The organism is Sorangium sp. So ce394, assembly GCF_051474665.1.
Classification (GTDB): domain Bacteria; phylum Myxococcota_A; class Polyangia; order Polyangiales; family Polyangiaceae; genus Sorangium; species Sorangium cellulosum_D.
The window spans coordinates 12,420,501-12,442,270 of the sequence record NZ_CP150339.1 but is presented as its reverse complement, the minus strand read 5'-3'; the positions used below and the strand labels follow the sequence as shown (position 1 = coordinate 12,442,270).

9 protein-coding genes are annotated in these 21,770 nt (G+C 74.0%); 6 read left to right on the top strand and 3 right to left on the bottom strand.

Features of this window, described 5'->3' with window-relative positions; genetic code table 11:
• Positions 1-11: 11 nt before the first annotated feature.
• The 3 genes from WMF33_RS45865 to mxcH are packed head-to-tail and all read right to left on the bottom strand — an operon-like array spanning position 12 to position 5,597.
• The gene (locus tag WMF33_RS45865; RefSeq protein WP_437334482.1) at positions 12-1,619 is read right to left on the bottom strand and encodes a PepSY-associated TM helix domain-containing protein; all 1,608 of its coding nucleotides are present in this window, start codon (positions 1,617-1,619) and stop codon (positions 12-14) included.
• A gap of 35 nt (positions 1,620-1,654) precedes the next feature.
• Positions 1,655-2,935, bottom strand: a complete 1,281-nt coding sequence (locus WMF33_RS45860) for a hypothetical protein (RefSeq protein ID WP_437334481.1) — start codon at positions 2,933-2,935, stop codon at positions 1,655-1,657.
• 19 nt (positions 2,936-2,954) lie between these two features.
• On the bottom strand, positions 2,955-5,597 hold the full coding sequence (gene mxcH / locus WMF33_RS45855) for a TonB-dependent siderophore myxochelin receptor MxcH (protein ID WP_437334480.1): 2,643 nt from the start codon (positions 5,595-5,597) through the stop codon (positions 2,955-2,957).
• 428 nt (positions 5,598-6,025) lie between these two features.
• Between mxcH and WMF33_RS45850 the strand changes: the two genes are divergently transcribed.
• From WMF33_RS45850 to WMF33_RS45825, 6 genes are read left to right on the top strand one after another with little or no spacing between them, the layout of a single operon-like run.
• The gene (locus WMF33_RS45850; RefSeq protein ID WP_437334479.1) at positions 6,026-11,380 is read left to right on the top strand and encodes an amino acid adenylation domain-containing protein; all 5,355 of its coding nucleotides are present in this window, start codon (positions 6,026-6,028) and stop codon (positions 11,378-11,380) included.
• The gene (locus WMF33_RS45845; protein ID WP_437334478.1) at positions 11,377-16,290 is read left to right on the top strand and encodes a type I polyketide synthase; all 4,914 of its coding nucleotides are present in this window, start codon (positions 11,377-11,379) and stop codon (positions 16,288-16,290) included. Before WMF33_RS45850 ends, WMF33_RS45845 begins: the two co-directional genes overlap by 4 nt.
• The gene (locus tag WMF33_RS45840; RefSeq protein ID WP_437334477.1) at positions 16,287-18,113 is read left to right on the top strand and encodes a cyclic peptide export ABC transporter; all 1,827 of its coding nucleotides are present in this window, start codon (positions 16,287-16,289) and stop codon (positions 18,111-18,113) included. The genes WMF33_RS45845 and WMF33_RS45840 overlap by 4 nt, the downstream gene beginning before the upstream one ends.
• Complete coding sequence (locus WMF33_RS45835; protein ID WP_437334476.1) at positions 18,113-20,485, top strand: penicillin acylase family protein; 2,373 nt, start codon at positions 18,113-18,115, stop codon at positions 20,483-20,485. Before WMF33_RS45840 ends, WMF33_RS45835 begins: the two co-directional genes overlap by 1 nt.
• A 32-nt stretch (positions 20,486-20,517) precedes the next feature.
• Entirely contained in the window at positions 20,518-20,745 is a 228-nt protein-coding gene (locus WMF33_RS45830) for an MbtH family protein (protein WP_437334475.1), read from the top strand.
• Positions 20,742-21,761, top strand: coding sequence for a TauD/TfdA family dioxygenase (locus WMF33_RS45825; protein WP_437334474.1), 1,020 nt, complete (start codon positions 20,742-20,744; stop codon positions 21,759-21,761). The genes WMF33_RS45830 and WMF33_RS45825 overlap by 4 nt, the downstream gene beginning before the upstream one ends.
• The last annotated feature ends 9 nt before the right edge of the window (positions 21,762-21,770 follow it).

The following is a 21,770-nucleotide window of genomic DNA, read 5'->3' as shown; positions in this document are numbered from 1 at the left end:
CCGACGCGATCTCAACCATGGGAGGCCGTCTGGCCCCTGGCCATGAGCCCCGCCCCGCCGTGGGCCAGCGGCGCCCGTGCGTCGTCTTGCGCCGCCTGCGGCGGCGCCGCGTGCCTCGAGGCCGCGCGGCGGAGCGCCCAGGCCGAGGCGCAGAGCGCCGCGGCCGCCACGAGGAGCGCGACGTCCACCGCGACGACGGCCGCGAGCTTCGGCCCCGCGCCGAAGAGCCCCGCGCCGGACCAGCGCGCCGCGAGCGCTGGGACGGGCAGCAGCAGGAGCCCCGCGAGCCCGATCTGCCGCCACCACAGGCTCGCGCCGTCGCGCGCGGCGAGCGCCCACGCGACGCACAGCCCGAGCGCCGCGAGGAACGTGAGCTCCTCGGCGGCCATGCGGCCCGCCCACTCGAGCGGGAGCGCGCGGCTCGCCAGGAAGAGCGCCGCGATCGCGACGAGCGTCCCCGCGCCGAAGCCGGCGGTGAGCCGCGCGAGGAGGCGGTTGCCCAGGCTCTCGCGCCGCGCCTCCCGCCGCGCGAGCCAGATCCAGTTGCCGGTGAGGATCGTGGCGCACGTCGCCAGGGCGAGCACGAAGAACAGGACGCGGAGGGTGACGCCGCCGAAATCGGCGAAGTGGAGGCCGTACATCCAGCGAAGCACGCCGCTGCGAGCGCCCTCCGCGCCCGGCACGTCGGCCGAGACGACCGCGCCGTCGGTCGCCCGCAGGCGCACGAGGCCGCGCCCGAAGGGAACCCCCTCGACCGAGCCGCGGATATCGACGGTGCCGCTGTCGAGGCCGAGATGCCGGACACGGTACCTCTCGGGCACGAACCGGGGCTCGATCGCGCGCGCGCGCGCCGTGAGCTCGTCCAGGGTGAGGCCGCGCGCGGGCGCCCCTTTCGCCGGCTCGTCGACGTACGAGGCCCCCCAGGCCGCCCGGTCCGCTCGGCCGGCGTCCCCGCCGAACACGGGGCCCGTGAACGCCGGCACCAGCACGCCCAGGAACACGATGAACGCGCCGGTGTACGCGTACAGGACCTGGAACGGCAGGCCCATCACGCCGAGCACCTTGTGCATGTCCGACCAGAGGACGCGGGGCTTTGCGTCCGGCCGGAACCGATGGAACTGCCGCACGAGGTCCTTCAGGTGGATGAGCACGCCGGTCGCGAGCGCGAGCAGCAGCGCGACGCACAGGAGACCGGCGACGTAGTACAGCCACACGCCGGTCGCGCGGTGCCAGAGGTAGTGCAGGTCGTAGAGAAAGCTGGAGAGCCCCTCGCGCTCGGGCACGAGCCCGTCGCGGACCCACGACGAGAACCGCTCGCCCTGCGCGTAGTAGCCGAGCCGCGCGGCGCCGAGTCCATCGGCCGGCAGCTCCAGCCAGAGCTCCTCGGGCGTCGTGCCCGCGGCGGCGAGCCCCTGATCGAGCGTGGCCTGGAGCCTCCCCTGCTCGACGACCGAGCGCTGCTGGGTCAGGGGCTCTTCCCACACCGCGAGCTGCCGCCGGAAGAGCGTGATCCCCCCCGACAGGAACATCACGTAAAGCAGGAGCCCACCGACCACGCCGGCCCAAGCGTGCACGTCCCAGAAGGTCGTGAAGGCATGGCGGGAGAGCTTCTTGGCCATGGCGGGATCTCCTGTCTCGCGTGAGCGCGCGTCCTTTACCGCACCTTCGATACGCCGTGCAGGAATCCCGGCACCGTCATGGCGCGCCTCGGGCCCCCCTCGGCCGTGAGCTCGATGAGCGTGCTCTCGGCGTAGTCGTCCGCCGTCTCGGTCCCGAAGACCCGGCCATCGACCTGGAACCAGAGGACGTCCGAGGTCATCGGGCTCAGCTCCTCGACGCGCGCCGCTTCGCCCGTCGCGGTGTCCCAGCGCCACCACTGCCACACCTTCTGGCTCGTGAGATCCCAGGTCACGCTGTCGGCTTCGACCGTGGCGGCGCCCTCGTCGAACACCCGGAGGAAGACGCTGTCGCCGCCGCCCGGGATGGGCTCGCCCGCGATCGCGCCGTCGGTCAGCTCGCCCAGGGCCATGAGGTAGCCCTGGTCGAAGGCGTCCGCGCCCTTCTCCACGCGCAGCGCGCACGGCTCGGTCGGCAGCCGCTCGAGCCGATGGGCCGCCCCCGCGAGCGCGGAGCTCACGAAGTAGGCGTCGCCCGAGGCCGTCTCGACGGGCTGCGTGATCCCGCCGCAGCGCTCGTCGACGTCGACCCGCACGAGGGTGTCCGTCGTGGTGTCGATCACGACGAGCCCCGTCTCGTCGAGGATCGTGTCGTTCTGCTCCCAGTCGAACCACCCGACCGAGAAGAGGAGCCTGTCGCCGCGCAGGATCGACCCGTAGCTGTACAGCGCCAGGTAGCCTTGACGGGCGGTCTCCGGCAGCTCGATGGTCCCCTCGACCTTCATCGCCGTGGGGTTCAAGATGATGAGCTGCTCGTTGTGGCGATCCGGATAGTACGCCTTCGTCGGAGAGACGAAGTACAGGGTGGGCCAGAGATCCTGCACGCCGAGGGGCTGCAGGTTGATGCTCGTCCCCTCCTCGAGCGCGCCTTGCTCGTCGAGCGTGTAGCGCGAGATCGTCGGCGCGTCGCCGCCGCCGATGGCGAGCCAGCCGAGGTCCTCGAAACCGTAGAGCTTGGCCGAGCCCGGGACCTCGAGCGCCTCGGACAGGTCGAGCTTCGTGCCCTGATCGAGCGACGGGACCGCGTGGAAATAAGCCGTCGTCGAGGTGTCGTCCCAGACGCGTGTCCCCACCACGAACGCCGGCCGGCCCGCGTCGCCGCCGCCGCTCGGGTTCGGCTCTCCTCCGCCGCTCCCGCCCGGGTTCGGCTCATCGTCCGCGCAGCCGCCGCTCCCGAGCGCCACGACCAGGAGCCCGAGCGCGCCGAGCGCGGTGCTCGTGCGCCTCGATGTCAGCGTGCTGTTCCAGATCGTCCTCATGGGTTCTCCTGACTCTCCATCACATCTCCAGCATTGCTTTGGAAAAGAAGGCCCGTCCGGGCCGCTGGACACCGTAGAAATCGAAGGCGGGCTCGTCGGTGAGGTTGTGGGCTTCGACGGTGAAGCTCAGGGTGCGCAGCGCGAGGCGCGCGATGTAGGTGAGCGCGAGCGCGTGCAGGAGCTGCGAGGGGACGCGGGCCTTGTCGTCGCGCCGCCCGTTGCGCTCCCAGCCGAGGAAGTACCCGTGCACGTAACGCGTGTCCCAGGTGAGTGCGAGCTCGTCGCGCGGCGCGGCGACCTCGCGGAGCTGCACGCGCGCCGACCCGTTGGCGAAGAGCCAGGGTCGGTTCGGCATCCGCTGCCCCGCATGGGGGCCGAAGGTCCCTTCCTCGGACGTGTTGCGGAAGTCCTCATAGGTGACGTTGCCGTCGAGGACGACGTGCTCGCCAGGCGACGTCCAGCGCGCGGAGGCCTCGATCCCCAGCGCCCGCGCCGAAAAGACGTTGTCGTACTGGGAGATCTTCCCGTCGCCGAGCAGCACGATGAGGTCCTCGGCCGCGCGGAGATAGCCGTTCGCCTCGAGCCGCCACGCGCCCGCGGCGGTGCCGGGGGCGTCGATCGTGACGCCGAGGTTGCCGTTGTGGCTCGTCTCGGGCGAGAGATCGAGCTTGGCGCGGATCAGCGCCCCGTCGCCGAACACCTCGTCGGGGCGCGGGAGCCGCCTCGCCCACTCGTAAGACGCCTTGGCGTAAAGCCACTCGCTGAATCGATAGCGCAGGCCGTCGCCGACGCCGAGGCGATGGGTGTCGCGATCCTGCCGGCGGAAGCGATCGGCGAGCCCCTGGAGGCTCTCCTCGGAGCGCAGGAGCTGCACATACTGCTTCACGAAGAGGACGTTCTCCACGCGGTCGTCGAGCAGGTTGAGCTGGTGCTCGGCGCCGTGAACCCAGTTGACGAGCTCGCGTTCGGCCGCGAGCGGGTCGCGGCCCGCGGGGTTCGCCTGCCTGCGCTCGTCTCCCGTGCGCGTGACGAACATCGGAGAGACGGAGAGCTGCAGCGCGTGCTCGGGGTGGGGCCGAAAGCGGAGGTTCAGCCGTCCATAGCCGCTGTGCTCCCAGAACACCTGATCCCGCGGCTTGGTGTCGTCCTCGCCCGGCTTGCCGCCGGGATTGCAGTGACCATACCAGTCGTAGGTGCACTCGCTGACGTCGAGGAAGGTGGCGCGGCCGTACGCGTAGCCGCCGATCGCCTCGAGGGCGACGCCGCGGCCGAGCGGCTGCTCGTACCGGAGCGTCACGCCCGCCGTGGTCTCGCCGCTCGTGACCTCGCCGTAAGGCACCTTCATGACGCCGAGCTTGTGCTGGTGCTCCTTGTCGTACGCCGTGAGAAAGGCGCGCAGGAGCAGCCGCCGCGCCCAGGGCCGGTTCACGAAGCCGAGCTCGACGCCGCCGCCCGCGGCGCGATAGGCGTCGTGGAAGCGGTAGACGCGCTCGGGGTGCTCGACGAGGTCGTCGTCCGGCACGTCGACCGTCACGCGATAGTCGTTCCGCGCGTAGTCGAGGAAGCCGTTGACGCGGGCGAGGAAGCCGCTCGGCTCGTGCAGGTGCCGCGCCGTTGCGGCGAGTCGATGGGTGTCGAAGGACCCGATCTCGTAGGACGCGGCGCCGTGGGTGCCGCGCACGTCCTGGTCGGTGACCAGGTTGACGGCGCCGCCCAGGGCGTCGGCGCCGAGGCGCACCGGGACCACGCCGCGGTAGATCTCGACGCGGTCGACCAGGTTGACGGGCACGTTCGCGATGCCGAACGGGAACCCGGCGAAATCGAGCGGCACGCCGTCGAGGAAGAAGCGGATCTGGTCGTTCGAGAGGCCGTTGAGCGAGAAGCGCGCCGAGGACCCGAGCCCGCCGCCGCGCCGCACGCCCACGCCCTCGGTGCGGGCGAGGACCTCGCCCATGTCGGCGGTCCGCCGCTTCGCCTGCTCGGTCTCGATGACCTTGATCGCCTGCGCGGATTGCCGGAGGCGCTCGGCCATGGCGGCGCCGCGCACGGTCACCTCGACGGGCGCGGGGGCGGGCGCCGCGCCTGGCGCCGCGGCCGCCGCCGCGCCGGTCGCCGGGGCAGCGCCGGTCGCAGGGCCGGGCCCCCGGGTCGGCCCTGGCGTAATCTCGGCGGAGCGCGCGGCCGCAACCCCGGTCGGGCGCGCGGCCGCGACCCCGGTCGGGGGCGGCTCGGCCGGGAGTTCCTCCGGCGGCCGGAACTCGTACGCGTAGAGGATCCGTGACGCGACCGGCGTGCCGTCCCGGCGCGCCGGCGTGAAGAGGAACCGGAACGCCGCAGCGCGGGCCGCCTCGTCGAAGCCGGGGCCCAGCGGCTCCACAACCTCGGCCTCGGTCACGCGCCCCGCCGCGTCGATCCGGAGCTTCAGCACGACCTTCCCCTCACGTCGCGCCGCCCGCGCCTCCGGCGGAACCTCGGCCTCGGCGCCCTCGACGAGCTGCGGCGGCTCGATCCGCGTCCCCCCGGCGCCCCGCGGCGAGCGCTCTCCCCTCACCGCGCCGGCCGCAGGCGCGCCCGCTCCGCCATCGCCTTCCGCGCGCCCTCGGCCCTCGGGCTCACCCTCGTCCTGAGCGCGCGCCGGCGCAGGCGCGACGGGCAACAGCAAGGTCAACGCGCCCGCAAGCAGGACCCGTAGCGAGCGAGAGCGTCGCGTCACCGCACCCCCTCTCGGCCTGGAGCGCGCGTCGGCGCAGGAACGGAAGGGGAAACCGAGCAGACGGCCATGTCCAGACGACGTCGCTACTCGAGCTGAAAACCAAAATCAATTTCATCTTCACAGAACTGAACCGACGTTCAGTGCACCATTTTTCCCTTGACGCGCCTCGCATCGGTGTTCCATACAACCGCTTCACTGATCTTGATCATCATTTTCATTTTCAATTAGGTACCAACAAGCGCACGCTGCGGGCGCTGACGGCGCCGTCGGGTGCTTCGCGTCCGTGGCGCATTGCGTCATCAGGCTCAGAGCCCGGGCCTGGTGAGCGGGAGCGCTTTGTCGTCGGGCTGCCTTTTTCGACCGGAGCTGAGGTGGCGATGGAGTCGAACCGATCACAGACGCGTGCGATCAGCGATCGCGACGCGGCCGAGCCCGCGACGCTCGTCGCGCTGCTGCGGCGTCGCGCGGAGCAGCGCCCGTCCGCGCTCGCCTATACCTTCCTGCTCGACGGGGAGACGGACGCTCGCTCGCTGACGTACGGCGAGCTGGACCAGCGGGCGCGCGCGATCGCCGCGGAGCTCCAGCCCGGCGCGCGGGCGGGCGAGCGCGCGCTGCTCCTGGTGCCGCCGGGGCTCGACTTCATCGCGGCGTTCTTCGCCTGCCTCTACGCGGGGCTCGTGGCGGTGCCGGTGCCGCTGCCGCAGCGGAAGAGCGGGCTGCTCCGCGTGCTGGCCATCGTGCGCGACTGCCGCCCGAGCGTCGTCCTCACCACCGAGGCGTTCCTCGGCGCCGCGGCGATACTCCGCGAGGATCCGAGCCTCGCCGAGCTGAGCCAGCTGCGCTGCGTGGCCGTCGACGCGGCCAGGGACGGCCAGGGAGACGCGTGGCGGCCGCCGCGCGTGACCGCCGAGACCGTGGCGTTCCTCCAGTACACCTCGGGGTCGACCGGGGCGCCCAAGGGCGTGGTGCTCACGCACGAGAACCTGCTGCGCAACGAGCGCATGATCCAGCGCGCGTTCGCGCACACCGAGGAGAGCGTGATCGTCGGGTGGCTGCCGCCGCACCACGACATGGGGCTCATCGGCAACATCCTGCAGCCGCTCTACGTGGGCGTGCCGTGCGTCCAGCTGTCGCCCGACCAGTTCCTGATGAGGCCGCGGCGCTGGCTGGAGGCGATCTCGCGCTACCGGGCCACGACGAGCGGCGGGCCGAACTTCGCCTACGAGCTGTGCGTCCGCAAGATCCCCCCGGAGCAGCGGGAAGGGCTCGATCTCGCCTCGTGGAAGGTGGCCTTCAACGGGGCCGAGCCGGTGCGCGCGGCGACGCTCGATCGCTTCGCCGAGGCGTTCGCGCCGGCGGGCTTCCGGCGCGCGGCGTTCTACCCCTGCTACGGGCTCGCCGAGGCGACGCTGCTCGTCAGCGGCGGCGCGGCGGACGCGCCGCCGGTCGTGCGCGCGGCCGACCGCGCGGCGCTGGAGCAAGGGCGCGCGGCGTTCGATCCGCGCGATCCAGAGGCCGCCGTCGCCCTCGTGGGCTGCGGGCGATCGCCGGACGGCGACGAGGTGCGGATCGTCGATCCCGAGACGCGGAGGCCCTGCGAGGACGAGCGCGTCGGCGAGATCTGGGTGGCCGGCGCGAGCGTGGCCCAGGGCTACTGGGAGCGGCCGGAGGACACGGCGGCGACGTTCGAGGCCCGGCTGGCCACGGGAGGAGGGCCGTTCCTCCGGACCGGCGATCTCGGGTTCCTGTCGCGCGGCGAGCTCTACGTGACCGGCCGGCTCAAGGACCTGATCATCGTCCGCGGGCGCAACGTTTACCCGCAAGATCTCGAGCTCACCGCGGAGCAGAGCCACCCGGGCCTCCGCGCCGGCGGGGGCGCGGCGTTCTCGGTGGACGTGGACGGCGAGGAGCGCGTCGTCCTGGTCCAGGAGCTCGGAAGGGGCGCCGCGGCGTCGGCGGATCCGGCGGAGATCGGCGCGGCGATCCAGCGCGCCGTGGCCGATCGGCACGAGGTCGCGATCCACGCGGTGGCGCTGATCAAGCCGGGGAGCCTGCCGCGGACCACGAGCGGCAAGGTGCAGCGGAGGGCGTGCCGCGCGCGGTTCCTCGACGGCTCGCTGAACGCGGTCTGGCGATCGGCGGTCGAGCCGCCGGCCGGCGCGGGCGCCGCGCGCGAGGAGCCGCCGCGGACGGCGCTGGAGCGCGCGCTGGCCGGGATCTGGGCGGAGGTGCTGGGGCGCGCGCGGGTCGGCCGGGACGAGGAGTTCCTGAGCCTGGGCGGCGACTCGCTGCGGGCGATGCAGGTGAGCGGCCGGGTGAGCGAGGCCCTCGGCGTCGAGGTGGGGCCGGCGCAGCTGTTCGCGACGACGACGGTGGCGGCGCTGGCGGCCTGGATCGAGGGCAGGCAGGGCAGCGCGCCGGCGGGCGGATCCGCGGGCGGCGCCGCGCCGCTCGCGCCGGAGGAGCGGCCGGAGCGGCTGCCGCTGTCCCTCGTGCAAGAGCGCCTGTGGTTCCTGGAGCAGCTGGTCGCCGGGGCGCCCGTCTATCACATCGCGGCGGCCCTGCGGCTCTCCGGGGCGCTCGACACGGGCGCCCTGGAGCAGGCGGTGACCGCGCTCGCGGCCCGCCACGAGGCGCTTCGCACGAGCTTTCCGTCGGCGTCCGGGCAGCCCGTCCAGAGGATCGCGCCGCCCGCGGAGGTCGCGCTGCCGATCGAGGACCTTTACGCGCTCGCCGAGGAGGACCGGGAGCCAGCGCTGCAAGCGCGCCTCCGGGAGGAGGCGCGGCGCGCGTTCGATCTGGCCGAGGCGCCGCCCGTGCGCTGGACGCTCCTCCGCAAGGGCGAGCGGGAGCACGTGCTGGCGGTCACCTGCCACCACCTCATCGCGGACGGCTGGTCGATGAACGTGCTCTTGCGGGAGCTCGCGCTGATCTACGGCGCGCTCGCGGCGGGGCGCGCTCCGGAGCTCGCGCCGCTGCCGATCCAGCCGGCGGATCACGCGCTGTGGCAGCGCCGGACCGAGCAGGCGGCGGCGCGCGAGCGGGAGCTCGCGTACTTTCGCGAGCGGCTGAAGGGGCCTGTGCCGCCCCTCTCGCTCCCCACGGATCGACCGCGGCCGTCGGTGCAGAGCTACGCGGGCGCGCGCGAGGAGCTCGCGCTGCCGCCGGAGCTCGTGGCGCGGCTCACCGCGCTCGGGCGGGGGGCGGGCGCGACGCTGTTCACGACGGTGGCAGCGGGGCTGTTCGCGCTGCTGCACCGGTACACGGGCCAGCGCGACGTCTGCATCGGCACGCCGGTCGCCGCGCGGCCGCGGGCGGCCCTGGAGGGCGCCGTCGGCTGCTTCCTCAACACGCTGGCGCTGCGCGTCGACCTCGCGGGCAACCCGCGCGTCGCGGAGCTGATCGCCCGCGTCCGGACGGCGGTCACGGAGGGGCAGGCGCACCAGGAGGCGCCGTTCGAGCGGGTGCTGGAGGCGCTGTCCCTCGAGCGGAGCCTCAGCCACTCCCCCCTGTTCAACGTGATGCTCGCCATGGATCCGGCGCCCGAGCGGGCGCCGGAGATCCCCGGCCTGTCGATCGAGGCGCAGCGGGTGGACACCGGGACAGCGCAGTTCGATCTGGCGCTCAACCTGACCCTGGAGGGCCAGGGAGCGCGCGGCGCCTGGGAATACAACACCGACCTCTTCGACCGGGCCACGGTGGCGCGCATGGCGCGGCACCTCGTCGCGATCCTCGAGGGGTTCGTCGCCGCGCCGGAGGCCCGGCTGTCCGATCTGCCGATGATGGACGCGGGCGAACGGAGGCAGGTCCTCGCCGGCTGGAACGCGACGGAGCGCGGCTATCCGGAAGACCTGCGCGTGCACGAGCTGTTCGAGGCGCAGGCCGAGCGGACGCCGGACGCGACGGCGGTGATCTTCGATGCGCGGCGGCTGAGCTATCGAGAGCTCGACGCGCGCGCCAACCAGGTGGCCCACGCCCTGCGCCGGCGCGGCGTCGGGCCCGACGGGCTCGTCGCCGTCGCCGCAGAGCGCTCCGTCGAGCTGGTCGTCGCCCTGCTCGGCGTCCTCAAGGCCGGCGCCGCCTACGTCCCCATCGACCCCGATTACCCCGCCGAGCGCATCGCCTTCATGCTCGACGACGCCGCCGCTCCGGTGCTCCTCACCCAGTGGCCGGTCGCCTCGCGCCTGCCGCCTCACCGCGCGCAGCTGCTGTGCCTCGACGCCGATCGCGCAGAGCTCGACGGCGAGCCGACCGCCAAGCCCGCGGTCGCCGTCTCGCCGGACAACCTCGCTTACACCATCTACACCTCGGGCTCGACCGGCCGCCCCAAGGGCGCCGGCAACACCCACCGCGGCCTCTTGAATCGGCTGCTGTGGATGCAGGAGCGCTACGCGCTGACCGCCGAAGATCGGGTGTTGCAGAAGACCCCCTTCAGCTTCGATGTCTCGGTCTGGGAGTTCTTCTGGCCGCTCATCACCGGCGCCGGCCTCGTCGTCGCCCGGCCAGGCGACCACCGCGACGGCGAGCGGCTCATCGAGCTCATCGCCCGCCATGGCGTCACCACCCTGCACTTCGTCCCCCCGATGCTCCAGGCCTTCCTGGAGACGCCCGGCGCCTCGTCGTGCGCGTCGCTGCGACGGGTGATCTGCAGCGGTGAGGCCCTGCCCGCCGAGCTCGCGCGGCGATGCTTCGAGCGGCTCCCTCACGCCGAGCTGCACAACCTCTACGGGCCCACCGAGGCATCCATCGATGTCACCGCCTGGGCCTGCCAGCCGCTCGACACCTCGGCCTCGGTGCCCATCGGCACCCCCATCGCCAACACCCAGATCTACCTCTTGGATCGACACGGCCACCCGGTCCCGGTGGGCGTGGCCGGGGAGCTTTACATCGGCGGCGTCGGGCTCGCGCGCGGATATCACAACCGGCCAGCGCTCACCGCCGAGCGCTTCGTCCCCGATCCGTTCGGCGCTTCGCCCGGAGGGCGGCTGTACCGCACAGGCGATCTGGCCCGCTATCGCCCCGACGGAGCCATCGAGTTCCTGGGACGGCTCGACCATCAGGTCAAGCTCCGCGGCCTGCGCGTCGAGCTCGGCGAGATCGAGGCGCGCCTGCTGCTGCACCCCAGCGTGGGCGAGGCCGTCGTCGTCGCCCGCGACGAGGCCCACGGCGGAAAGCGCCTCGTCGCCTACGTCACCGGCCGCGACGGCGCCACGCCGCAGTCCGAAGCGCTGCGCGCCTGGCTCGCCGACGCGCTCCCCGCGTACATGGTGCCCGCGCCGATCCTCGCGCTCCCGCGGCTGCCGCTGTCGCCCAATGGCAAGGTCGACCGCCGCGCCCTGCCCGCGCCCGAGCAGGTGGACGCGCCGACCAGGGCCACCACGCCGCCACGGACCGACCTCGAGCGCGCCATCGCAGCGATCTGGAGAGACGTCCTCTCGATTCCGCAGGTGGGCGTTCACGACAACTTCTTCGATCTGGGCGGACACTCGCTCTTGCTGGCCAAGGTCCACAGCCGCCTGCGCGAAGAGGTGGATCGCGCGCTGCCGATGCTGGTCCTGTTTCAACACCCCACCATCGCGTCGCTCGCAGCGGCCTTGAGCCGGGAAACCAGCGAGCCGGCGCCCCAGGAGGGAGAGCGGAGCGGGGAGCGGGCGAGCGCCGCGCAAGAGCGGCGCGGGGAGCTCTTCGCCCGGCGGCGCGGCGGGCGCGGCGCGCTGGAGACCAAGAAATGACGACGCCGAGCAGCAGCGAGCCGCGCGCGGGCCTGGAGGTCGCGATCGTCGGCATGGCCGGGCGGTTCCCCGGCGCGCGCGACGTGGCGACGTTCTGGCAAAACCTCTGCGCAGGCGTCGAGTCGGTCGCGATCCTCACCGACGAGGAGCTCCTCGCCGCGGGCGTGGATCCGGCGCTGATCGCGCGGCCCGACTACGTGCGGGCGCGCGCGGTGCTCGACGACATCGACCTGTTCGACGCCGAGCTGTTCGGGTTCACGCCGCGCGAGGCGGCCGCGCTCGACCCGCAGCACCGGCTGTTCCTGGAGTGCGCGTGGGAGGCGTTCGAGAACGCCGGGATCGACCCGGAGCGCGCGGGCGGGCCGGTCGGCGTGTATGCCGGATCGAGCCTGAGCGGGTACCTGACGCACCTCTTCCCGGGCGGGCCGCGGCTGCAGTCGGCGGCCGACGTCGCGGCGCTCCTCGCGCTCGACAAGGACTTCCTCACGACCCGCGTGTCGTACAAGCTCAACCTGGAGGGGCCGAGCATCGCGGTGCAGACGGCCTGCTCCACGTCGCTCGTCGCCGTGCACCTGGCCTGCCAGGGGCTGCTCACCGGCGAGTGCGACCTCGCGCTGGCCGGGGGCGTCTCGATCGGCGTCCCGCAGAAGGTCGGGTACCTCTACCAAGAAGGCGCGATCGCGTCGCCCGACGGCCACTGCCGCGCCTTCGACGCGGAGGCCCGCGGCACCGTGGGCGGCAGCGGCGTGGGCGTGGTCCTGCTCAAGCGGCTCGACGACGCGATCGCCGATCGGGACGCGATCATCGCGGTGATCAAGGGCTCCGCCGTCAACAACGACGGCCGGGCCAAGGTGGGCTACACCGCGCCGCGCGTCGAGGGCCAGGCCCGCGTGATCCGCGCCGCCCACGCGGCCGCGGGCGTCGACGCGGACTCGATCGGGTACGTGGAGGCGCACGGCACCGGGACGCCGCTCGGCGATCCGATCGAGATCGCCGCGCTGACCCGGGCCTTCCGGGCGACGACCGACCGGGAGGGCTTCTGCGCGATCGGATCGGCGAAGACCAACGTCGGGCACCTGGACGCGGCCGCGGGCGTCACCGGGCTGATCAAGGCGGCGCTCGCCGTGGCGCACGGGCGCATCCCGCCCAGCCTGCACTTCCGCGCTCCCAACCCCGCGCTCGATCTCGAGAGCAGCCCGTTCTACGTGGCCGCCGGGCTCGCGGCGTGGACGCCCGAGGGGGCGCCGCGCCGCGCCGGCGTGAGCGCCTTCGGGCTCGGCGGGACCAACGCGCACGTGGTCCTCGAGCAGGCGCCGCCCCCGCCGGAGGGGGACCCGCCGCGGGCGTGCGAGCTGCTCGTGCTCTCGGCCCGGTCGAGCGCGTCGCTCGAGCGGCTGACCGACGCGCTGGCGGAGCACCTCGAGGCGCACGCGGAGCTCGCGCTCGGCGACGTGGCGCACACGCAGCAGCTCGGGCGCCGGGCGTTCGCGCACCGCCGCGCGGTGGTGTGCCGCTCGCGGGAGGAGGCGGCGCTCGCGCTGCGCGATCGCGGCGGGGCGCTGCGCACGGGAGGGCCGGTGGCCGGGCCGCGGCCGGTGGCGTTCCTGTTCCCGGGGCAGGGCGCCCACCGGCCCAACATGGGGCGCGATCTCTACGAGACGGAGCCGGTGTTCCGGGCCGAGGTCGACGCTTGCGCGGCGCGGCTCGAGCGCCACCTGGGCCTGGACATCCGGGCGCTGCTGTTCCCGGCGCCCGCGGAGCTCGAGGACGCCGCGCGGCGCCTCGACCGCACGTCGATGACGCAGCCGGCTCTGTTCGTCGTCGAGTACGCGCTCGCCCGGCTGTGGATGGCGTGGGGCCTGACCCCCGACGCGATGCTCGGGCACAGCGTGGGCGAGCTCGTGGCCGCGTGCGTGGCCGGGTGCCTGTCGCTCGACGACGCGCTCGCGCTGGTCGCGGCGCGGGGGCGGCTGATGGAGGCGACGCCGGAGGGCGCGATGCTCGCGGTGTCGGCGTCCGAGGCGGAGGTGGCGGGGTGGCTCGGCGAGGAGGTCGCGCTGGCCGCGGTGAATGGGCCGCGGCAGTGCGTGCTGTCGGGGCGGACGGCGGCGATCCAGCGGGTCGAGCGCGAGGCGGCGGGCCGCGGGGTGGAGGCGCGCCGGCTGCGGGTGTCGCGCGCGTTCCACTCCCACCTGATGGAGGGGGCGCTCGATGGGTTCCGAGAGGCGGTGGGCAAGGTCACGCTGCGCGCGCCGCGGATCCCGTGGGTCTCGAACGTCACCGGGACCTGGATCACCGCGGCGGAGGCGCAGGATCCGGGCTACTGGGTCCGGCACCTGCGGAGCACGGTGCGCTTCGCCGGCGGCGTGACGGCGCTGCGGGAGGACCCGGAGCGGATCTTGCTGGAGGTCGGGCCGGGGCAGACGCTCACGGCGCTGTGCCGGCAGGTCGCGGGGGAGTCGCTCGCGCTGGCGTCGATGCCCGCGGTGCGCGAGGCGGGGGCGGGGGGGGCGGCGCTGCTCGACGCGGTCGGGCGGCTCTGGGTGGCCGGCGCTCCGGTGGACTGGGCAGGCCTGCAAGCGGGACGGTGCCGGCGGCGCGTCGCGCTGCCGGCAACCCCGTTCGAGCGGAAGCGGTACTGGCTGGAACGCCCGGAGGCGACGGGGGCGACCTCAACCACGGTCGGATCCACCTCAACCCCGCTCGGCTCAACCTCGGTCGGCTCAACCTCGGTCGGGTCCACCTCAACCTCGGTCGGCTCAACCTCGGTCGGTTCAACCTCGGTCGGCTCAACCTCGGTCGGGTCCACCTCAACCTCGGTCGGCTCAACCTCGGTCGGTTCAACCCCGGTCGGTTCAACCCCGGTCGGGTCCACCTCAACCTCGGTCGGTTCAACCCCGGTCGGGTCCACCTCGACCCCAGCGTCTGACCTGGGTGGATTTTTCTACATCCCCTCGTGGAAGCGCGCTCCGCTGGAGCCGCTCCCGCCCGGGGACGACGGGGCGCACTGGGTCGTCTTCGCGGACGAGGCGGAGATCGCCGCCCGGATCGTGGAACGCCTCGAGCGCGCCGGGCGGCGGGTCACCCGCGTCAGGAGCGGCGAGCGCTTCGCGCGCCCCGCGGAGCGCGCCTTCACGCTTCGCCCGGATCAGCCCGAGGACTACGCCGCGCTGGCCCGGGAGCTCGGCGTGGACGCCGGGCAGCCCGCGCGGATCATCCACGCCTTCAGCCTCGACGGCGCACCCCAGGCGCAGCTCGACCCCGGCGCGTTCCAAGATGCGCAGCGCCGGGGCTCGCTCAGCCTGCTCTGGCTGGCGCGCACGCTGAGCCAGCTGCCGGCAGGCGCCCACCTGATCGCGCTCGCCTGCGGCCTGCACGACCTGACCGGGCGAGAAGCCCTGCGCCCGGAGCACGCCACGCTGCTCGGGATCTGCCGGAGCATCCCGCTGGAGTACCCGCACGTCCGCTGCCGCGTGATCGACCTCGAGGCCGCCACCCCGGACGCCGCAGAGGTCGACCCCATCGCCGCGCGGCTCCTCGCAGAAGCGCGCTCCGACGCCGGCGCCCCCGTCGTCGCCTACCGCGGCCCCCATCGCTGGGCGCCCGCCGTCGAGCCGGTCCCGCTCAAGCCGGCCCAGGGCGCCCCCGCCCTGCTGCGCGAGCGCGGCGTCTACCTCATCACCGGCGGGCTGGGCGGCGTCGGGCTGTGGCTCTCCGACTACCTCGCGCGCACCGTGCGCGCGCGGCTGATCCTCACCGGCCGCTCGGCGCCCACCGACGAGCAGCGCCTGCGGCTCGCGGCGCTCGAGCAGGCCGGCGCCGAGGTCGTGACGGTGCGCGCCGACGTCACCGACGCGGCGCAGATGCGCGCCGCCGCGCGCGAGGCGCTGGCGCGGTTCGGCGCCCTGCACGGCCTGATCCACGCGGCCGGCGTCGCAGGCGGCGGGCTCATCGAGCGGCTCTCGGCGGACGCGCTCCACGCCGAGCTCGCCCCCAAGGCGCTCGGCGCGATGGCGCTCGACGAGATCGCCCGCTCCCTCCGGCCCGACTTCGTCCTGCTCTGCTCCTCGGTCACCGCGCTGAGCGGCGGCCTCGCGCGGGCGGGGTACGCGGCCGCAAACGCGTTCCTCGACGCGTTCGCGCAAGCCTGCGCGCGCCGCCCAGGACCGTACACGGTCTCCGTCGACCTCGATCGCTGGCGCAACGTCGGCATGGCCGCCCGCGCCGAGGCGCGCCTCCTCGCCCTGGGGCTCGACGACGTGATCCTCGACGGGATGCGCCCGGAGGAAGGCCAGCAGGCGTTCCACCGCGTCCTCAGCCAGGCCGCGCTGCCGCAGGTGATCGTCTCGGCGCGCCCGCTCCAGGGCCTGCCCAGCGACGACGAGGGCGCCGCCTTGACCCGGCGGTTCGGCGCCGGCGACGCCGCCGCCCCCGGCGACGCCGCCGCAGCTGCCGGCCGCGGCGAGCCGCCCCCGCGCGCCGGGGCGGCCGCCGCCGGCGCCGCCGAGCGCCTCTCGCCCGAGGCGGTGACGGCGGAGGTGACGGCGATCTGGGCGCGCGCGTTCGGCCTGGATCCCCTCGATCCCAAGAAGGACTTCTTCGAGCTCGGCGGCGAGTCGCTCCTCGCCTTGCAGATCCTCAACCGCGTCCGCGAGACGTTCCAGGTGGAGCTGTCGCTCCGCGACTTCTTCGAGCGGCCGACCGTGGCCGCCGTCGCGCAGCGCATCCAGGCCGCGCGAGGCCAGGCGCCCGCGAGCCCCGAGCCGGCGCTGGTCGCATTGCCCCGGACCGCGCGGCGGCTCCCCGCCGCAGGAGGCCCGCAGGCGCCGACGCGCCCGAGCGGCGGCCCGAGCGGCGAGCCGGACGACGCCTCGAAGGCGCCGGCCGACCCGAAGGAGAAGCGGCGATGAGCGCGCTCGGCTTCCTCGTGCGCCGCGCCCGCCGGCCCCTCCTGATCGCGGTCGCCGCCGGCGCGATCAGCGGGCTCGCCGGCGCCGGCGTCATCTCCCTCGTCCAGGAGGCGCTCTCGGGCGACGGCCGCCCCGCGGCGCAGCTCGCGTGGGGCTTCGCGGGGCTCGCCGCCGTCGGCGTGCTCAGCAGGGCCGTGTCCCAGGTGCTCCTGACCCGCCTCGGACAGGCCATGATCGCGGAGCTGCGCATGCAGCTCAGCCGGCGCATCCTCGACGCGCCGCTGCGCCACGTCGAGCAGCTCGGCGCCCACCGGCTGCTGGCGGCGCTCAACGACGATCCTGCCGTCATCACGCAGGCCTACGTCGTCCTGCCCCTGCTCTGCGTCAACGTGGCCACCGTCCTCGGCTGCCTGGCGTACATCGGACACATCTCGGGGTCGGCGCTGGCCATCGTGCTCGGCGCGATGGGGGTCGGCGCCGCGCTCTTCCGGTGGCACGCGCGGCGCGCGATCGGCGCCTTCACGCGCGCGCGCGAGACGAGCGACGCCCTGTTCCAGCACTTCCGCGGGCTGACCGGCGGGATCAAGGAGCTCAAGATGCACGGCCGGCGCGGGCGGTCGTTCCTGTCCGACGTCCTCGGCGGCAGCGTCGCGACGTACCAGCGCGAGTTCGTGGCGGGCACGACCGAGTACGCGGTCGCGATGGGCTGGGGCGCGCTGCTCTTCTACGCCGTCCTCGGGCTCGCGCTGTTCGCGCTCCCGGCCTGGGCAGGCCTCGCGCCGCCGGCGGTGTCCGCCGTGGTGCTGGCGATGCTCTTCCTGATGACGCCGTTCGCGCAGACGGTCGAGTTCCTGCCGGCCGTCGGGCGCGCCAGCGTCGCGCTCTCGAAGGCGAGCGCGCTCGGGCTCGCGCTGACGCCGGAGCAGGGGCCGACGCCGGCCCCCGACGCGCCCACGGGCGAAGGCCGCGCGGAGGGCCCGGCCACGTTCGAGCGCATCGCGCTCTCCGGCGTCACGCACCGGTATTACCGGGAGAAGGAAGAAGGCAGCTTCCAGCTCGGGCCCATCGATCTGACCTTCCGGCCCGGCGAGCTCGTGTTCCTCGTCGGCGGCAACGGCAGCGGCAAGACGACGCTGTCCCTGCTGCTCCTCGGCCTCTACGCGCCGGAGTCCGGCGAGATCCGGCTCGACGGCGCGCCGGTCGACGACGCGAGCCGCGCGCGGTACCGGCAGATCTTCTCGGTCGTCTTCGCCGATTACCACCTCTTCGAGCACCTGCTCGGCCTGGACGACCCCGGCCTCGACGAGCGCGCCCGGCGCTACCTCGAGCGGCTGCAGCTCGATCACCGGGTGCGCGTCGAGGAGGGCGCGCTGCGCGTGAGCGGCCTCTCGCAGGGTCAGCGCAAGCGCCTCGCCCTGCTGACTGCCTATCTGGAGGACCGGCCTTTCTACGTCTTCGACGAGTGGGCGTCCGACCAGGACCCGCAGTTTCGAAGGGTCTTTTACACCGAGCTTCTGCCGGAGCTCCGCGCGCGGGGCAAGACCGCCCTCGTCATCACCCATGACGACCAGTACTTCGCGCTCGCGGATCGCTGCCTGCGGCTCGACTTCGGCCGCCTGACCGAGCTGTCCACGGCCCCGGCCGCGCCCGGCGCAGCGCCGCGATCGACGCGGGACGAGCGCGCCGCGAGCGCCCGCGTCGACGAGCCAGGCCGGGTCATGTCCGCGGAGACCCTCCGCCTGCACGCCAATCCGCAACAGGCCGCGCTGGAGCCCGGCGCCCGCGGCCACGAGGCCCTCACGGCCGCAAAGCAGGAGCTCTGATGCGCAACGTCCGCTCACTCCACCTCTCGGCCCTCCTCTCGCTGGCGATCGCCGGCTGCGCGGAGGGAAACCAGGCCGACGTCCGCGCCCCGGCGCCGCGCGCCGGCAGCGCGACGACCGTGCCCGGCCTCGAGGGCGCGGCGACGATCGCCTACGACGGCCTCGGGATCCCCGCGATCCGCGCCGCCTCGCGGCTGGACGCCCTCCGGGCCCTCGGCGTCGCCACGGCGCGCGACCGGCTGTTCCAGCTGGATCTGCTCCGCCGGAGCAGCGGAGGACGCCTCGCCGAGGTCCTCGGGCGCGATCTGCTGGAGGCCGACACCCGGCAGCGGCTCTACGGCTTCCCGCAGGCGGCGCGGGCGATTCTGGCGCGCCTGCCCGCGAGCCAGCGCGCCGCGCTCGACGCGTACGCCGAGGGCGTCAACGCCTATCTCCGGAGCGCGGAGACGCTGCCTGTCGAGCTCCAGCAGCTGGGCTATCGGCCCGAGCCGTGGCGCCCCGAGGACAGCGTCCTCGTCGTGCTGGGGATGTTCAACGCCCTCAGCGTCACCGAGGACGCGGAGCGGACGCGCACGGTCCTGACGCGCACCCTCCCGAAGCGCGTGACGGCCTTCCTGTTCGAGGACACGGACCCTTACACGAAGGCGCTGCTCGGCGCCCACGCGCCCGCGACGCCGCCGCTGCCGGGCGAGGAGCTGCGGGCGCTCGTGGCCGAGAGCCGGGAGCGCGCGTGGGCCGCCGCGGTGCTCAGCGACGACGCCGGCGAGGCGCCGGTCGGCTCGAACGGCTGGGCGGTGGCCGGGCAAAGGACGCGGGACGGCCGCGCCATCCTCGCGAACGACATGCACCTCGAGCTCGGCGTCCCCAACATCTTTTATCGCGCGGAGCTCCGCTACGAAGGCCGCGAGATCGCGGGCGTCGTGCTGCCCGGCGTGCCCATGGTCATCGCGGGGACCAACGGCCATGTCGCCTGGGGGATGACCAACCTCGACGGCGACGCGATGGATCTCGTCCAGATCGAGACCCACCCCGAGCGCCCCGGCGAGTACCGGACGCCCACCGGATGGAAGCGGTTCGACGTCGCGCAGGAGACGATCGCGGTGCGCGGCGAGCCCGACGTCGCCGTCACCGTCCGCGGCACGATCTGGGGGCGCGTCGCGCCGCGGCCGCTCCTCGGAGCGGAGGTCGCGGTCCGCTGGACGGCGCTCGATCCCGAGGGGGTCGACCTCGGGCTCCTCGAGATGGATCGCGCCCGCAGCATCGAGGAGGCGGCCGCGGTGATGAACGCCGCCGGCGGGCCCGGGTGCAACGTCCTCCTGGCCGACCGGCGCGGCCGCGTCGCGTGGACCGTCACCGGGCGCGTGCCGCGGCGCCGCGGCTTCGACGGCTCGGTCAGCGTCTCGTGGGCGGACGGGCGCGCCGGCTGGGACGGCTACGTGCCCCCCGCCGCGCTGCCGCGCGTCGTCGATCCGCCGTCGGGGTTCGTCGTCAACGCCAACCACCGCATGCCGCTCGGCGAGGGCGCGCCGGCGCTCGGCCGCGACTACGCGAACGGCTACCGCGCCTACCGCATCACCGAGCGCCTGCGCGAGGCGCGCCCGGTCACCGAGGCGGACCTGTTCGCGCTGCAGCTCGACACCGAGGCCAGGTTCTTCGACGTCTACCGCGACCTCGCGCTGCGCGCGCTCGACGGCGCGGCGCTGTCCCGCCGGCCGGCGCTCGCCGAGGCGCGGCGCGCGATCGCGGCGTGGGACGGCCGGGCGGACGTGTCCGGCGTCGGACTGCCGCTCCTGATGCGGTTCCGGCGCGCCCTCGCCGACGCGGTGTTCGCCGCGTGGCTCGGCGCGGGCCGCGCCGCGGAGCCGACCCTCTCGCTCGCGCTGCCGGACATCGACACGCCGCTCCAGCGCGCGCTCGGCGAGCGGTCGCCCGACCTCGTGCCGGCGCCGGAGGGCGGCTGGGACGCCTTCGTCCTCGCGGCGCTGGAAAAAGCCGTGACCGCGCTCCACGAGGAGCACGGCGGGCGACTCGTCGACCAGATCCCCTGGGGCGCGGTGAGCCGGGTGCGGATCGCGCACCCGCTCGGCCGGGCGCCGGAGCTCGCCGCGCGCCTCAACATGCCCGACGAGCCGCTCCCGGGCTGCGGCTTCTGCGTGCGCCTCGCGACCCGCACGCTCGGCGCCAGCGAGCGGCTCGTCGTCGCGCCGGGCCACGAGCCCGACGGCATCCTGCACATGCCGGCCGGCCAGTCGGGAGATCCGCTGTCGCCCCACTACCGCGATCAGCAGCGCGCCTGGGTCGACGGGCGCCCTCTGCCGCTCCTGTCAGGCCCGGCCGCGCGCACGCTCACGCTCGTTCCCGAGCGCCGATGACATCGAACACCACATCTCGAACGGAGGAGTCCATGGCCAGCGAAGAGCATGAAGACAACATTATTTACAAAGTCGTCGTGAACCACGAGGAGCAGTACTCGATATGGCCCGAGTACCGGGAAAACCCGCTCGGGTGGCGCGACGCGGGCAAGACCGGCACCAAGGCGGAGTGCCTCGATCACATCAAGGAGGCCTGGACCGACATGCGGCCGCTCAGCCTGCGCAAGCAGATGGACGCGCAGGAGGGCCGGTCGTCGTGACGGAGCTCCGCGCTGTGTCGCCGGCGGCGCCGCGGGGCGAGGCGGACGGCCTCGCGCGGTCCTGCCTCCCCGGCGCCGCGTTCCCCCTGGTCGCGAGCCCGCTCCGGCGCGGTGACGCCTCCGCCGCCCCCGCGCTCGCCGCGGCCGTCCGGGCGTGCGCGGACGAGGCGCTGACCTCGTACGGAGCGGTGCTGTTCCGCGGGTTCCCGGTGCGCGCGCTCGCGGACTTCGAGGCCTTCGTCAAGCTCGTGACGCCGGAGCTGCTCGACTACACGTTCGGATCGACGCCGCGGTCGCACCTGCAGAGTCGCATCTACACGTCGACGGAGTACCCGGCCCACCAGCACATCCCGCTCCACAACGAGCAGTCGTACACGCTCGAGTGGCCGCTCAAGATCTGGTTCCACTGCGCCCAGGCCGCCGCCGAGGGGGGCAGCACCCCGCTCGCGGACAGCCGAGAGGTCTTCCGCCGCGTCCCTGCCCGGATCCGCGAGCGCTTCACCGCGAGGAAGGTGATGTACGTGCGCAATTACGGCAGCGGCCTGGACGTCCCGTGGCAGCAGGTCTTCGGCACGACCGACCGGGCCGCGGTCGAGCGCTTCTGCCATGAGCACGGCATCGCGTGCGAGTGGAAGCCGGGCGGCGAGCTGCGCACGCGGCAGGTGTGCCAGGCCGTGGCCACCCACCCGCGCACCGGAGAGCGCGTGTGGTTCAACCAGGCTCACCTGTTCCACGTCTCCAACCTGGAGCCGGCGGTGCTCGAGGCGCTCCTCGCGGTCTTCCCCGAGGACGACCTGCCCCGCAACGCTTGTTACGGCGACGGGTCTCCCATCGAGAGCTCGGTCCTCGACGAGATACGCGACGTCTACAGGCAGGTCGCCGTGGAGTTCCCCTGGCAGGAGGGGGACGTGCTGCTCGTGGACAACATGCTCGTCGCCCACGGACGCACGCCCTTCCGGGGCCCGCGCAAGGTCCATGTCGCCATGGCCGAGCCCTTCCGGGCCAAGGCCCTCTGAGGTTCTTCC